11 protein-coding genes are annotated in these 14,022 nt (G+C 71.5%); 2 read left to right on the plus strand and 9 right to left on the minus strand.

The annotated features are described in order from the left end of the window. Positions 1–2: 2 nt before the first annotated feature. From AB0K82_RS12590 to AB0K82_RS12615, 6 genes are read right to left on the minus strand one after another with little or no spacing between them, the layout of a single operon-like run. On the minus strand, positions 3–1,298 hold the full coding sequence (locus AB0K82_RS12590) for an acyltransferase (protein ID WP_364395860.1): 1,296 nt from the start codon (positions 1,296–1,298) through the stop codon (positions 3–5). Next, positions 1,295–2,689 (minus strand): ATP-binding cassette domain-containing protein, encoded by a 1,395-nt coding sequence (locus AB0K82_RS12595; RefSeq protein WP_364395862.1) that lies wholly within the window; start codon positions 2,687–2,689, stop codon positions 1,295–1,297. The genes AB0K82_RS12590 and AB0K82_RS12595 overlap by 4 nt, the downstream gene beginning before the upstream one ends. Next, positions 2,690–3,586 (minus strand): ABC transporter permease, encoded by an 897-nt coding sequence (locus tag AB0K82_RS12600; protein ID WP_364395863.1) that lies wholly within the window; start codon positions 3,584–3,586, stop codon positions 2,690–2,692. After that, positions 3,583–5,517 carry a glycosyltransferase gene (locus AB0K82_RS12605; RefSeq protein WP_364395865.1) on the minus strand — a complete coding sequence of 645 codons (1,935 nt, stop codon included), beginning with the start codon at positions 5,515–5,517 and terminating at the stop codon, positions 3,583–3,585. The genes AB0K82_RS12600 and AB0K82_RS12605 overlap by 4 nt, the downstream gene beginning before the upstream one ends. Beyond that, positions 5,514–6,650, minus strand: coding sequence for a UDP-galactopyranose mutase (glf, locus tag AB0K82_RS12610; RefSeq protein WP_364395867.1), 1,137 nt, complete (start codon positions 6,648–6,650; stop codon positions 5,514–5,516). The genes AB0K82_RS12605 and glf overlap by 4 nt, the downstream gene beginning before the upstream one ends. Beyond that, entirely contained in the window at positions 6,640–7,503 is an 864-nt protein-coding gene (locus AB0K82_RS12615) for a glycosyltransferase (RefSeq protein WP_364395869.1), read from the minus strand. The genes glf and AB0K82_RS12615 overlap by 11 nt, the downstream gene beginning before the upstream one ends. A 149-nt stretch (positions 7,504–7,652) precedes the next feature. Between AB0K82_RS12615 and AB0K82_RS12620 the strand changes: the two genes are divergently transcribed. Further along, positions 7,653–8,522: a glycosyltransferase gene (locus AB0K82_RS12620; protein ID WP_364395871.1), complete on the plus strand. Its 870-nt coding sequence runs from the start codon at positions 7,653–7,655 to the stop codon at positions 8,520–8,522. On the opposite strand, the gene AB0K82_RS12625 is transcribed toward AB0K82_RS12620, so the two are convergent. The 3 genes from AB0K82_RS12625 to AB0K82_RS12635 all read right to left on the minus strand — a co-directional run bounded on the left by AB0K82_RS12625 (position 8,494) and on the right by AB0K82_RS12635 (position 12,250). After that, positions 8,494–10,110 carry an LCP family protein gene (locus AB0K82_RS12625; protein ID WP_364395873.1) on the minus strand — a complete coding sequence of 539 codons (1,617 nt, stop codon included), beginning with the start codon at positions 10,108–10,110 and terminating at the stop codon, positions 8,494–8,496. The genes AB0K82_RS12620 and AB0K82_RS12625 overlap by 29 nt on opposite strands. A gap of 133 nt (positions 10,111–10,243) precedes the next feature. Beyond that, positions 10,244–11,173 (minus strand): hypothetical protein, encoded by a 930-nt coding sequence (locus AB0K82_RS12630; RefSeq protein ID WP_364395875.1) that lies wholly within the window; start codon positions 11,171–11,173, stop codon positions 10,244–10,246. 138 nt (positions 11,174–11,311) lie between these two features. Beyond that, complete coding sequence (locus AB0K82_RS12635; RefSeq protein ID WP_364395877.1) at positions 11,312–12,250, minus strand: aldo/keto reductase; 939 nt, start codon at positions 12,248–12,250, stop codon at positions 11,312–11,314. A gap of 115 nt (positions 12,251–12,365) precedes the next feature. Between AB0K82_RS12635 and AB0K82_RS12640 the strand changes: the two genes are divergently transcribed. After that, entirely contained in the window at positions 12,366–13,970 is a 1,605-nt protein-coding gene (locus AB0K82_RS12640; RefSeq protein WP_364395879.1) for an adenylate/guanylate cyclase domain-containing protein, read from the plus strand. The last annotated feature ends 52 nt before the right edge of the window (positions 13,971–14,022 follow it).

Here is a 14,022-nt window from a genome sequence, read left to right on the forward strand (position 1 = left end):
GCTCAGGACGACGCCGCCTCGGCACCGTCCCCCGCCGGCCGCGCCGTCGCGTCACGGTCGGCGTCTCCGGCCGGCGCGGGGAGGCCGTTCCGCCGGATCTGCGCCAGCGCGAGCTTCAGCCGGGCGCGGAGCCGGTGCTGTGCGGGGGCCTCGACCAGCCGGTAGATCAGGTAGGCCGAGGTCAGCGCCACGGCGATCAGTACGACGAGCACGGCCCATCTGCTCATGTGCGGGTACAGCCGCGGGACGAGCGTCCGCGCGATCGTCTGGTGCACCAGGTAGAGCGGATAGGTGAGCATCCCCAGCAGCGTGAGGCCGCGCCAGCGCAGCCACGCCAGCCGGTGCGTGGCGACGAGCGCCATGACGGCGAAGACCAACGTGACGCCGGCCGGGATGACGTACTCCGAGACGCCCGGCACGATGAAGTCGGGGAACTGGTACTTGAGGTCGTAGTAGCAGCCGAGCGCCCAACTCGCCGCGATGAGCAGCCAGACGATGAGGTTGCCGCCGTACCGGTAGACGAGGAAGAACCCCATGCCGGCGACGAAGAAGGGCGCGTACCGCCAGAGCAGCAGCACCTTGACGAAGCCGAAGTCGGCCTCCATCGCGAACACGCTGAGCAGGAGCCAGCCGGTCATGAACGCGACGACCCGGCTGTAGGTGATACCCCGCCAGACGAGCAGCGCGATGAGCGCGTAGAAGTGCAGCTCGACGTAGAGGGTCCAGTAGACGACCTCCATGCGCTGCGACCCGATGCCTTCCTGGAGCATCGTCAGGTTCGGCAGGAACCGCATGATGGGCCCGTCGGTGTTCGGCCCGAAGGGGACGTAGGACCGGAAGGCGAGGTACGCGGCGAGGGAGAGGCAGACGCTCACCCAGTAGGCCGGGAACAGCCGGGTGAACCGGGACACGGCGAAGTCGCCCACGCGGCGGTCCCAGGCGCTCATCAGGATGACGAACCCGCTGATCAGGAAGAACAGCTCGACTCCGAGGAAGCCCCACCGCGTCACCTCGCCGAGGCCGGGGAAGACCTTCCGGGCGCTCCCGCCGGGCCACTCCGGCGCGGGCACCCCGGTGAAGTGGTGCAGCATGACGGCGGCGGCGGCCACGAAGCGCAGCAGGTCGAGCTCGCGGAGCCGTCCTCCCGGCCGGTCCCGCCGACGGACGGTCCCGCCGCCCTGAGCCCCGCCGCTCTGAGCCTCGCCGGTCTGAGCCTCGCCGCTCTTGGGCGCGGCGCCGGTCGCGGCGACCTCCGCGTCCTCGGCCTCGTCCCTGGTGGAGCCGTCCATCGGGGTCATCGCTCCGTTATCCGTACGACGACCTGCTCGTTGCCGCGCGTGTAGGCCTCATAGCGGAACCGCAGGCCGGTCCGCTCGACGTGCTCCGTCCAGGCGCGGTACTCGTGCTCGCGCCAGCCCGGATAGCCGAAGAACTCGTCGAAGACGATGACGCTGCCGGGCCGCAGACGCGGTCCGACGTGGCGCAGGACGGTCCGCGTCGAGGAGTACAGGTCGGCGTCGACGTGGAGGAAGGCGACCGGCTCGGGGTGCTCGTCGAGGAATCCGGGGAGGGTGTCCTCGAACAGTCCGACGACCAGTTCGGCGCCGAGCACCTCCGGGGGCTTCTCGACCGCGAACGTGCCGGCCGGGAAGCCCTCCCGCCAGTCCTCCGGGAGCCCCTCGAAGGAGTCGAAGCCGAAGACGTTCTTGCCGTCGCGGGCGGCGGTGATGGTCCGCAGCGTACGGCCGGAGAAGACGCCGAACTCCAGCGCCATTCCCTCCCGGCCCTCGGCGAGGGACAGGGCGTGCTCGAGCGTCGCCTGCGGGTCGGGCAGGGCCGTGGCGTCGGGCATGATCTCGTCGATCACCTCGGCCGTCTCGGCGGCCGCGGCCTTCTCCGCCTTGAGCGTGGCGGCGGCGAGCCTGGCCTCCTCGCGGCCCCGCTGCCGGCGGGCGGCGTCAAGGGGACCGTCCGGCGGGTTGAGGAGGTCGACGGCCTCGGTGATCTCGCCCTCGAACGCGACCCGGCCCTCGCGCAGCACGACACCCCGCCCGCAGACCTTCTCGAGCGTGCCCATGTCGTGGGAGACGATGACGAGCGTGCGTCCCTCGTCGGCCAGCTCCTCAATGCGCTCGAGGCACTTCTTCTGGAACGGCGGGTCGCCGACGGCCAGCACCTCGTCGACGAGGAAGATGTCGGGATCGGTGTGGACGGCGACGGAGAAGCCCAGCCGCATGAACATGCCGGAGGAGTAGAACTTCACCTGCGTGTCGAGGAACTTCTCGATCTCGGAGAACGCGACGATCTCGTCGTACTTGGCCTGGGTCTCCGCCTTGGTCATGCCGAGGATCGCGGCATTGAGGAAGATGTTCTCCCTGCCGGTCAGGTCGGGGTGCAGGCCGGCGCCGACCTCGATCAGGCCCGCGACCCGGCCGCGGACCCCGACCGAGCCGCGGTCGGGCTGCATGACGCCGGAGATCAGCTTGAGCAGTGTGCTCTTGCCCGATCCGTTGAGCCCCATCAGGGCGAGCGACTCGCCCTGCTCGACGGACACCGACACCTCGTCGAGTGCGGTGAACCGCTGCGACAGGCTCTGGCGCCGCGCGGCGCGTACGGTCATCTCCTTGATCGAGTGCGCGTGGCGCAGCGTGAAGCGCTTCGTCACGCCGTCGACGACGATCGATTCCAACTAGAGCTCCTGGGCGAACCGCCGCTGCAGGCGGTGGAAGACCATCTGGGCCAGCCCCAGCAGCACGACGGCGGCGAGGAGGCTCGCCAGCCCTCGTACGGTCAGGTGGTCGGGGAACGCGTGCCTGCCGTCCGGGAAGGTCGGGGTGCCGTCGGGCAGGTGCGCCTGGCGTGGGTTGGCGGGCCACCAGAACGCCCGCTGGAACAGCAGCGTCGCCGTCCCGAGCGGATTGGCGAGGTAGATCTGCAGGCCGAGGCCGTTCCCCGCCGACTCCTGCACGGCCGTCCACGGATAGATCATCGGGGTGGTCCACGGGATGACGATGTTGAGGATGTCGACGACCTGCCCGAAGTCGCGGAAGAACACGTTGATCCCGGCGAACAGCAGGCCGAACGCCAGGCCGAGCACGGCCACGATCGCGAGCCCGAGCGCCATCGACCCGACCGCGAGCGTGGAGGGCCGCCAGCCGCCGAGCAGCGCGCCGCCCCACAGGATCGCCATGCCGGGCAGCATGTGCACGGCCGAGACCAGCGTGGACGAGGCCGGGAACATCTCGCGCGGCAGGTAGATCTTCTGCACGAGCGGCGCGTTCCCGATGACGGACCACGTGCTGGTGATCAGCGTCTCGGTGAAGAAGCTGACCAGCACCATCCCGGAGAACAGGAACACCGGGTACCCGGGGATGGACTTGCTCATCTTCAGGAAGATGCCGACGACGAAGAAGTAGACCGCGAAGTTGACGGCGGGACGGACGTAGGACCAGCCGAGCCCGAGCAGGGAGCCCTGGTAGCGGCTGCGCAGCTCCCGGCGCACCAGCAGCCGCAGCAGGTACCTGCGGCGGGCGACCTCGAGCAGACCGCCGCCGCTGCCCGGGGCGGTCAGCGGCGGAGCCGTCATCGCTCCTCCGGCCGGGCCGCCTCGAACGTCTCGCGCCAGCGCTCGGGCGAGGTGAGCTCGGGGACGGCCGCGCGGTAGCGGCGGCTCAGCTCCGGCCACTCGTACGCCAGCCGCGCGTGCAGCGCCGTGGCGCGCTGCAGCAGCGAGCGGAACCGCGCCGGGTCCCGTTGGTACCAGGCGGCCTTCGTGCCGTCGGCCGAGGTGACCAGGGCGCTGTCGTACCGTGACAGCAGCCACCATGCCTGGTCGACGTGCGGCACGGCCACCTCGGGGTGCGCCTTGGGATAGGAGTCGACCGGCCGGGAGTGCCGGAGCACTCCGCCGAGCGCCGCCCGCACCATCGCCTTGCGCCCTTCGGGCGGCGCCGGCTCACGGCCGCGCCGGGGGGGCCTGCGCCGCTGGACCTTGGGGAACTCGTCGACGTCCGGCTTGGCCAGCGCGTCCGGGAACGCGGCGCGCAGCGCCCGCAGCTCGGCGAGCTTCGTGGTCATCGACTCGTGCAGGTGCTCGGGACCGCGCAGCGCGTCCTCGATGGCGAGCAGCATCAGCTCGGCCGTGGAGTACTGCATCGCCAGGGCGTGCTTGGTGGTGATGAACAGGCTCTCCTTGAGCATGTTGCCGCCCCGCTTGTACGGCGAGTACATGAGCGCGGTGATGATGCGGTTCCGCTCGGTGAAGTAGGCCTGCCAGTCGAGCGTGTCGTCCTTGGAATGCCACGGCACGTGCCAGACCGCCGCGCCCGGCAGCGACACGGTCGGGTACCCCGCCTTCTCGGCGCGGATGCCGTACTCGATGTCGTCCCACTTGATGAAGAACGGCAGCGACAGCCCGACCTTGCGCACCACGTCGACCGGGATGAGGCACATCCACCAGGCGTTGTAGTCCACGTCGACCCGCCGGTGCAGCCAGGGCGTGTGGCGCAGCGGGTGCGCGGCCAGGTCGTGCCCCAGGTGGGTGTGCGCGGCCGGCGTCATCCACCAGCGGTAGCGCGCGATCGTCTCGCCGAAGACGTGCAGCACGGACCGGTGAAAGATGTCCAGCATGTGGCCGCCGACGATGGTCGGGGTCCGGGCCAGGTCGGCGAAGGTCACCGCGCGCAGGATGCCCTCCGGCTCGACGGTCACGTCGTCGTCGAGGAGCAGCACGTAGTCGCTGCGCCCGGCGTCCAGGGTCTCGTTCATCGCCCGGGCGAACCCGCCGGACCCGCCGATGTTGCCCTGGTCGATGAGGCGCAGCCGGTCGCCCAGCGACTCGGCGGCGGCCGCGAAGTCCGGGTGGTCCTCGACCCGGTCGGTGCCCTGGTCGACGACGAAGATCTCGTCGACGACCTCGAGCACGTCGCTCGCCTCGCCCATCGCGACGAGCTGCTCGACGCAGAAGTCCGGCCGGTTGAACGTCGTGATGCCGATGCTCGCGCTGCCCCGCGGCCGGTCGGTGTCGGCGCACCACTCCGCGCCGTCCAGGACGGCCTCGCGGTCGCCGGCGACGATGTCGAACCAGTACCAGCCGCCGTCGATGAACGGTTTCAGCGACAGCTCGACCTCGCGGGCGACGGTGGTGCTCGCGTCGACGTCCAGCCGCGTGACCCGCTGGGTGAGGCCCTTGCCCGTGGAACGGTGGACGTTCACGATGGCGTCGCCGCGCAGCCGGAGCCGCAGCGTGATGGTGTCGACCACGCTCCACCGCCGCCAGTAGCTCGCCGGGAAGGCGTTGAAGTAGGTGCAGAACGACACGCGCCTGCCGGCGGGCACGACGAGGCCCCGCCGGCCGGTGATCCTGGCCTCGGAGCCGGTCCGTGCCGTGGTCCGCCGCGTCGTGGCGCCGTCCTCGCCGGCCTTCTCCCGGCCCCAGACGACGCGGCCGTCGACGTACAGGCCGACGACGTCCGGGTCGCGTTGGATGGGCAGCACGACGCGCTGCAGCACCCTCATTCCGTGCCTCCGGTGAAACGCGGCCGCAGCCGGTTCTCGAACATGGTCAGCGCGGACGCGATGGCCATGTGCATGTCCAGGTACTTGTAGGTGCCGAGACGACCGCCGAACAGCACGTCCTTCTCGGCGCGGGCCAGTTCGCGGTAGCGGTCCAGCATCGCGCGGTCGGCGGGCGTGTCGATCGGGTAGTACGGCTCGTCGGCGGGCCCGGCGAACCGAGAGTACTCATGCATGATCACGGTTCGGTCTCCCGGGTACTCCCGCTCCGGGTGGAAGTGCCGGAACTCGTGAACGCGCGTGTACGGGACGTCCTCGTCGGCGTAGTTCATCACCGGCGTGCCCTGGAAGTCCCCGGTCGGCAGGACCTCCAGCTCGAAGTCCAGGGTGCGCCAGCCGAGCACGCCCTCGCGGTGGCCGAAGTAGCGGTCGAGCGGGCCGGTGTAGACGACCGGGACGTTGCCGACGGCGTCCAGGTCGAAGAAGTCCGCGCCGAGCCGGACCTCGATCCTCGGGTGGTCGGCCATGCGCTCCAGCCAGGCGGTGTAGCCGTCCACCGGCAGGCCCTCGTAGCGGTCGGCGAAGTAGCGGTTGTCGAAGGTGTAGCGCACCGGCAGCCGCGTGATGATCCCCGCCGGCAGCTCCCGGGGGTCGGTCTGCCACTGCTTCGCGGTGTAGCCCCGGATGAACGCCTCGTACAGCGGCCGCCCGATGAGCGAGATCGCCTTCTCCTCCAGGTTGGCGGGGTCGGTGATCTCGGCGGCCTGCCCGGCGATCAGCGCGCGGGCCTCGTCGGGGGACATCACCCGGCCGAAGAACTCGCAGATGGTGCCCAGGTTGACCGGCATCGGGTACACGCGGTTCTTGAAGACCGTGAAGACCCGGTGCCGGTAGTCGGTGAAGGCGGTGAACCGGTTGACGTACTCCCAGACCCGCTCGTTCGAGGTGTGGAACAGGTGCGCGCCGTACCGGTGGACCTCGATGCCGGTGGACGGCTCGGTCTCGCTGTAGGCGTTGCCGCCGATGTGGTCGCGGCGCTCGACGACCAGCACCCGGAGGCCGAGCTCGCGGGCGCAGCGCTCGGCGACGGTCAACCCGAACAGGCCGGCGCCGGCGACCACCAGGTCAGCGTTCACTCGTCTCCTCCACCGGCGTCCGGGCCCCCGCACCGCGGGGGGCGACGAACCGCCGGTACATCGGCCGGCGGATCCACGACGGCGTCAGCCGGTACGCGCCGCGGACGCCGACGTTGCGCAGGTACTGGGCGAGAGTCGTGAAGCCGCTGCGCCGCAGCTCGCCCTGCAGGCGCAGCTCGGCCCGCAGCAGCGTCAGCCCGCCACGACGTTCGTACGCGCCCTCGCCCACGCGGTAGTACACGAGCGGCTCGGGCAGGTTGACGACCTCGGCCCCGTTCGCGATCATCCGCACGAACAGCCAGTAGTCCTCCATCAGCGGCATGTCGCCGTAGCCGCCGGCGGCCAGGACGGCGGTGCGCCGGTACACGATCGTCGGGTGGTTGAACGGATCGTGCAGCCGGGCGTACCGGGCGATGTGCTCCGGGTCGGAGACCGGCGTGCGGCTCCCCACAATGTCCTCCCGGCCCGTCCCGAATTCCAGCATTCCCGCGCCGACCAGGTCGGCGCCCCGTTCGATCACCGGCAACTGCACCGCGAAGCGGTGCGGCATGGCGATGTCGTCGGCGTCCATGCGGGCCACGACGTCGTACCGGCTGGCCGCCAGCCCGGCGTCGAGGGCGAGGCCCAGGCCGCCGTTGTGCTCCAGCGGGAGGAATGTCACCGGCACGGGGCTCTCCTCGGTCAGCCGGGCCAGGCAGTCGGCGAGTACGGCCGAGACCGGTCCGTCCTGGACGAGGATCACCTGGTCGGGTCGGCGCGTCTGGGCGTCCACCGAGCTGTGGAACGCCTCCCGCACGTGGTCCGCCCGGTCCCCGCCGTAGACGGTGAGGAGAAGCGCGAAGGGTTCGGCCATGCGTCCGTCTCGCTCCGGAAGGGGAGGCGATGAGGCCAGTGGGGCGGAATGCATCCTATGCTACTTTTGCGAGCTTCATGCGCGCGGCTTTACTCCTACTGACCCGGCGATTCGTGAGGTGTCAGCTGAAAGACGCCCAAATTGCCGCCGTGGTTGTCACACACGACCGACGAGATCTCCTGACCGAGGCGTTGACCGCCCTCGAGCGGCAGACGCGCCCGCCGGACACGATCGTGGTCGTCGACAACGCCTCCGCGGACGGCACTCCGCGACTGGTCCGCGAGCGGTTCCCGGCCGCCCGCCTGCTCACGCTCCCCCGCAACACCGGCGGCGCCGGCGGCTTCGCCACGGGCATCGCCCACGCCCTGAGCCTCGGAGCGGACGCGCTCTGGCTGCTCGACGACGACACCGTGCCCGAACCGGAGGCGCTGGCCGCCCTCCTGGCGGCGCGCGACCGGGGACAGGACGGCGGCGGGCGGCCCCCCGCGCTCGTCGCCGGCCGCGTCGTCTGGACCAACGGCCGCGACCATCCGATGAACACCCCCCGGTCGCGGCCGTCGCCCGTCCCCGGCTGTGCCCGGATCCGCTCGGCGTCGTTCGTGTCGGTGCTCGTCGACGCCGAGGCCGTACGGGAGCGCGGGCTGCCGATCGCCGACTACTTCCTGTGGAACGACGACTTCGAGTTCACCCTGCGGCTGCTGCGCGGGCGTACCGGCCTGCTGTGCCGGGACAGCGTGGCCGTGCACAAGACCGCCTCCCCCGCCTTCGACCCGGGGCGGCGGTTCTTCCACGAGGTCCGCAACAAGGTCTGGCTCTTCACCCGCAGCCGCTGCCTCGGCCCGGGGGAACGCCTGCTCTACGCCGGCGCGACGGCCCGCCGCTGGGCCCGTACGCTCGCGGGCTCCGCCGACCGGGCGGCGCTCGTACGGGACCTGGGCCGGGGACTGTGGGCGGGCCTCCGCTCCGGTCCCCGGCCCAACGAGGCCGTCCTCACTGACACGGATTCTGCGCCGCGTTGATCTCCCCGTTGACCTTCGGGATGTCCGGCGCCTTCACCGGCACGCCCTCGGGGCCGACGACCAGCGAGACGGTGCCGGGCGCGACCGCGTTGTCGGCGGCGATGACCACGCCGGGAACGGCGACCGCCAGGGCGTCGGCGAAGCGTTCGGCCCCCGGCCCGTAGAGGATCCTGGTCTGCGGCTGCGCCGGGCCCTTCGCCGCCTTGACGTGGAAGCCCTGAGCCTTCAGGTCCCGTACTACCTTCTTCGGCGCGTTCACCGCGGTGACCTTGACCTGGTCGGGCGTGGGCGCCGCCGGCTTGGACGGCTCCGGCTTCGGCGCGGGCAGGTCGTCGTCCTTGCGGATGGCCTCGAACAGCGGACCCGCCTGGGACATGTCCCACTGCACCCGGTTCGGGTCCTTGGGATAGGTCTGCGTCGGCACGGTGACGAACCGCACGGTGCCCGCGCTGATCCCCTTGAGGCTCGTGGCCAGCTTCTTCATCGCGGAGACGCTGAACTCGTCGTCGGTGGCGATCGACTTGGTGGCGGCGTTCAGGAACCGGTACGCCCGCGTCGGGTCGGTCAGCATGTCCTCGCTCGTGGCCTTCTTGACCACCGAGGCCATGAACTTCTGCTGCCGCTGGATGCGCTCCAGGTCCGACCCGTCGCCGAGGCCGTAGCGCGTCCGGACGTACCCCAGCGCGTCGTTGCCCTTCACGACCTGACGGCCGGCCTTCAGGGACAGGTCGGCGCGCGGGTCGTTGACCGCCTGCGGCACGCAGATCTCCACCCCGCCCAGCGCGTCGACCACCCGCTTGAACCCGGCGAAGTCGATCTTGACGTAGTGGTCGATGTGGATGTCGGTGTCCGCCTCGATCATCTTCCAGGTGCAGGTCGCCCCGGCGTAGGCGAACGCGGCGTTGAGCATGCCGAAGAAGGCGGGCACCGTGCCGCCTTTCTTCTTCTTGCACTCCGGGACGTGCACCATGGAGTCCCGGGGGAAGCTGATCGCGACCGCGCGGTCCCGGTTCGGCGACAGGTGGAGCAGGATCGTCGTGTCCGAGCGCTCCCCGCTGATGTCCGGCGACCAGTACTGGTGGTTCTCCCCGTCCCGGGAGTCCGAGCCGAGCAGCAGGATGTTCATCGACTTGTTCAGCTTCGGCGGGCGTTTCGTGCCCAACTGCTGCTGGTCGACGTGCTCTTTCTGGATGTTGCCCTGCAGCTTCTCGTACAGGCCGAACGCCGTGCCGCCCGCCGCGAGGAGCGCCACCACGACCCCGACCGCGACCCAGCGCAGGACCCGTCCCCGGCGGCCGGCGGGCTTGACCGCAGCCGCCGCCGGCGCCTTCTCGGCGGGCACGTCACCCGCGGGCGCCTCGTCGGGACCGTCGGCCGCCGAGGAGACGTCCTCGGCGGGTCCCTTTTCGGGGTCCTTCTCGGCGGCCTCCGACGGCACCGGCTTCTTCTCGGCCGGCTCATCGCCCGGCTCGCCCTTCTCGCCCCGTCGCGTCTCCGCGGCCGGCGCGTCGTCCGCCGGGCCCTTGGAGTCCGGCGCCTTCGGCGACGCCTTCTCCGGCGTCACGTCCTCAGCGTCGTTGTCGGCCATTCCACCTCATCGTTCTGTCGCGCGGCGCGCCGCGCGAGTCCCTGCCCCGTTAGACGCACGCCGAAGTACATCAGATGACAAACGCGGCTTTTGACCCATTAAGTCAGGCTAGGGGCTGTCCGGTTAATCTCTCCTATGCGCGCTCGCGCGCGGAGGCAACCAGCGCGGCGCCGGGACGCTCCTCCACGGCCTCGTGCCGGGGGAACAGCACCAGCGCCGCACCCGCCATGACGAACGCCCCGATCCGGAGCGCCACCAGCAGGCGGTCGGACGGCCACGGCTCCTTGTACAGCAGCGCGCCGAGAATGACGAGCTGGGTCTTGGCGATCACGGTGAGCACGGCCACGACGATCGACATCCGGCAGCGCTGCAGACCGATCTGCAGCTGGGCCAGGCCGAGCGCCGCCATCCCGACCGCGACGTACGGGTACGGCGAGCCGTAGGCGGCGGCCGCGAGCCCGTGCGTGTTGTAGATGGCGGCCACCCCCTTGAGGGCGAGCTCGGAGACACCGAGGCTGACGCCGGAGCCGATGCCGTACGCGATGCCGGCCAGCGGCCGCGCGTGCCGGCCGAACGTCCGGATGTCACCGCCGACGAGGACCGCCACCCCCACCAGGACGCCGGGGACGACGACGGCGGCCAGGGTGAGCGGCCCGGCGACCGCGCTGGTCAGCACCTCGTGCCGGCCGTTCGACGCTCCGACCATCGCGGTCGCGAGGCCGAACAGGCCCACGCTGGCCCACTCGCGGCCGGTCAGCCGCTCGCCGAAGAAGACACCGGCGTAGAAGAGGATGAACAGGAGACTGGCGGCGAAGATCGGCTGGGCGAGGCTCAGCGGGAGCATCGTCAGCGCCTTGACCTGCGTGGCCACGCCGGCCAGCACGATCACCAGGCCGGACAGCCACAGCCAGTCGGTGTAGGTGTACCGCAGGAGGCGGATCGGACGGGTACCGCGGAGTTCGGGCATGCGGCCCGCCGCCACTCGGAAGACGATGAAGCCCAGGTAGTAGATGAGGGTCGCCATCAGCGCCAGGATCGCGCCCCTGACGTCGGATCCACCCATACACCGAGCCTTTCGTCCCGCTTCGTGAACTTGCTCCTCGCTCCAAGTGTCACGACTGTCGCGGATAGCGATCATGGCGTCAATAGCCATGTTCGCCGATATAGGTGGATCTCGTACTCAGTTTGGAGCGATACCGCGTCATGTCCAGGCGAGGGCGGCGCGGTGTCTCCAGTACTCCTCCGGCGGGGTGGCGAGCGTGTCCAGCGCGGCGCGGTCGTCGGCGCTCAGCGAGACGCGCGCGGCCGCGAGGTTGGACCTCAGCTGCGGGACGCTCACCGCGCCGGTCAGCACGGTGTCCGCCCAGGGCCGGGCGAGCACGGCGGCGAGCGCGACCGCGTCCGTCCCGACCCCGTGCGCCGCGGCGATCTTCCGTAGCGCCGCGGGCGGCTCGACCGCGAGCCGACCGTTGGCCATCCCCTCCTTGACGAGAACGTGGAGACCACGGGTGTGGGCCTCGGCGAGCGCGTCGCCCACCGAGGGCTCCAGGACGTTCCAGGTCGACTGCACGGCCGTGAACAGGGGTCGCCCGTCGGCCTCGAGGTCGAGCGCGCGCCGTACCGTCTCGGCCTGGGCCGGCCCGGACGTGGAGAAGCCGACCCGTACGCCCTCGGCCGCGAGGTCGGCCAGCGCCCGCTGCAGGGCGGCGTCGGCGAACACCGGGCCGTCCGCCATGAGGGAGTGGATCTGGTAGACCGCCAGGCGGTCGCCGAGCAGCTCCCGCGTCCGCGCCGACTGGTCCCGGAACCTCGGCAGGGAGTGCTCCTTGACCTCGTGGACGTCCGCGTCCAGACGCCACTCCCCGACGTAGGCGTATCCCCACTTGCTGGAGACGGTGACGTCCCGGTGCCCCCGCTCGTCCAGCCAGCCGGCCAGGAACTCCTCGGCCAGCCCGTACGAGCGGGCGGCGTCGACCCAGCGGATCCCCTCGTCGTACGCGGCGTCCAGCACCTGCCAGGCGGCGTCCCGCATCGCCTCCACCGTACGTTGGGCGGGCAGCGCCACCTCGCGGCCGAGGTTGATGTACGCCGGTCGCCCGAGGGCGGCCAGCCCGAGCCCCATCCTCCCGATCACGGTCATCCCCCTACCGTGCCACGAGGCCGTCCGCCGGGGGCTCCCGCCCTCCCCCGTGCGAGTTCTCCGGACGATCAGTCACACTGGTCTTCCACAGATGCGCGGAGGAGGCAGTCGGGCGGTGGCCGCCAGGGCGGTGACGAAGAAGGGGCTGCACGGTCGGCTGGACGGGCCGCCGGGCGCCTCGCGCGCGATGCTCGAACGCCGTGCGCGGTGGCTGCTCATGGTGGCGGTCGGCGGCGCGAACCTCGCCGGCGCGCTGTTCGTCCTGCTCTTCTCGACGTTCGTGATGCCGGACCCGCCGGGGATCGCCGACCCCGCGCACGTCCGGCTCGTCAACCTCCTGGTCTTCTGCGCCTACCTCCTGTTCGGCGCGCCGATCGGCGTCACCTGGGGGATGTGGCTGTTCCGCCCGGTGCGCACCTTCGCCCGCCACGAGCACGATCCCACGGAGGAGGAGCGGCGCGGCGTGCTGCGCGGCCCCCTGCGGCTGATGGCGATGCAGGGCACGTTGTGGGGCCTGGGCGCGGTCGGCTGGGCCGTGATCGACGCGCCCTACTCCGATCTGCTCGCCCTGAAGGTCGGCATGATCACGGTGCTCGGCGGGGTCACCACCTGCGCGATCGTGTACCTGCTCACCGAGCGCCTGCTGCGGCCCATCGCGGCGGTGGTGATGGCGGCGGGCCCGGCGCAGTACGACGCGTGGTTCGGCATCACGCCGCGCACCATGCTCGCGTGGGCCCTCGGCAGCGGGGTACCCGTCCTGGGCCTCGTCGCCGCCGCGGTGGCGGCGCTGGTCGTCGACGGCATGTCCCTCACCCAGCTGGCCGTCACGATCCTGGTGCTCGGCGGCGTCGCCCTGCTGGTGGGGTTCCAGGTGACCTACTTCGCCGCCCGGGCGATCGCCGACCCGGTCCGCTCCGTACGGGAGGGGCTGGCGCGGATCGAGCGCGGTGACCTGCGGGCGTCGGTCCCGGTCTATGACGCGAGCGAGCTTGGCCGGCTGCAGGCCGGGTTCAACCACATGGCGGCGGGGCTGCGGGAGAACGAGCGGCTGCGGGATCTGTTCGGCCGGCACGTCGGGGAGGACGTCGCCCGCCACGCGCTGGAACACGGCGTCGTCCTGGGCGGCGAGACCTGCGACGCCGCCGTCTTCTTCGTCGATCTCCAGGGCTCGACGCACCTGGCCGCGACGCGGCCGCCCGGCGAGGTCGTCGCCCTGCTGAACGCCTACTTCGGCGTCGTCGTCGAGGTCGTGGCCGGGCACGGCGGTCTGATCAACAAGTTCCAGGGGGATGCGGCCCTGGCCGTCTTCGGCGCGCCCGAGCGGCTCGAGGACCCGGCGGGCCAGGCCCTGGCCGCGGCCCGTGAGCTCTCGTGGCGGCTGCGGGAGGAGCTCCCCCAGCTGGTCGCCGGGATCGGCGTGTCGGCCGGGCAGGTCGTCGCCGGGCACATCGGCGCGGAGCAGCGCCTGGAGTACACCGTGGTCGGGGATCCGGTCAACGAGGCCGCGCGGCTCAGCGACCTCGCCAAGACGGCGGCGCCCGACCGGCTGCTCGCGTCGGCCGCGGTCGTCGCGGCCGCCGACCAGTCCGAGGCCGCGCACTGGCGGCTCGGCAGCGCCGTGACGCTGCGCGGCCGCACCAGCCGGACGCGTCTGGCCGCGCCGTTCCGCCGGCCGCCGCCCAGCGGCCTCGACCGCGTGATCAACCGCCTCCGCCGCTGAAGGAACGCCAGGTCGGCGGCCGGACACCCCCACGACTCCGAGGGGTCACCCG

This window comes from Actinoallomurus sp. NPDC052274 (assembly GCF_040679475.1).
GTDB classification, from domain to species: domain Bacteria; phylum Actinomycetota; class Actinomycetes; order Streptosporangiales; family Streptosporangiaceae; genus Actinoallomurus; species Actinoallomurus liliacearum.

What these genes read in the sequence shown, in the direction of transcription:
- AB0K82_RS12635 (WP_364395877.1), bottom strand. Translation starts at nt 12,250, where the DNA reads ATGACCGTGATCGGGAGGATGGGGCTCGGGCTGGCCGCCCTCGGGCGA.
- AB0K82_RS12605 (WP_364395865.1), bottom strand. Translation starts at nt 5,517, where the DNA reads ATGAGGGTGCTGCAGCGCGTCGTGCTGCCCATCCAACGCGACCCGGAC.
- AB0K82_RS12630 (WP_364395875.1), bottom strand. Translation starts at nt 11,173, where the DNA reads ATGGGTGGATCCGACGTCAGGGGCGCGATCCTGGCGCTGATGGCGACC.
- AB0K82_RS12625 (WP_364395873.1), bottom strand. Translation starts at nt 10,110, where the DNA reads ATGGCCGACAACGACGCTGAGGACGTGACGCCGGAGAAGGCGTCGCCG.
- AB0K82_RS12590 (WP_364395860.1), bottom strand. Translation starts at nt 1,298, where the DNA reads ATGACCCCGATGGACGGCTCCACCAGGGACGAGGCCGAGGACGCGGAG.
- AB0K82_RS12615 (WP_364395869.1), bottom strand. Translation starts at nt 7,503, where the DNA reads ATGGCCGAACCCTTCGCGCTTCTCCTCACCGTCTACGGCGGGGACCGG.
- AB0K82_RS12600 (WP_364395863.1), bottom strand. Translation starts at nt 3,586, where the DNA reads ATGACGGCTCCGCCGCTGACCGCCCCGGGCAGCGGCGGCGGTCTGCTC.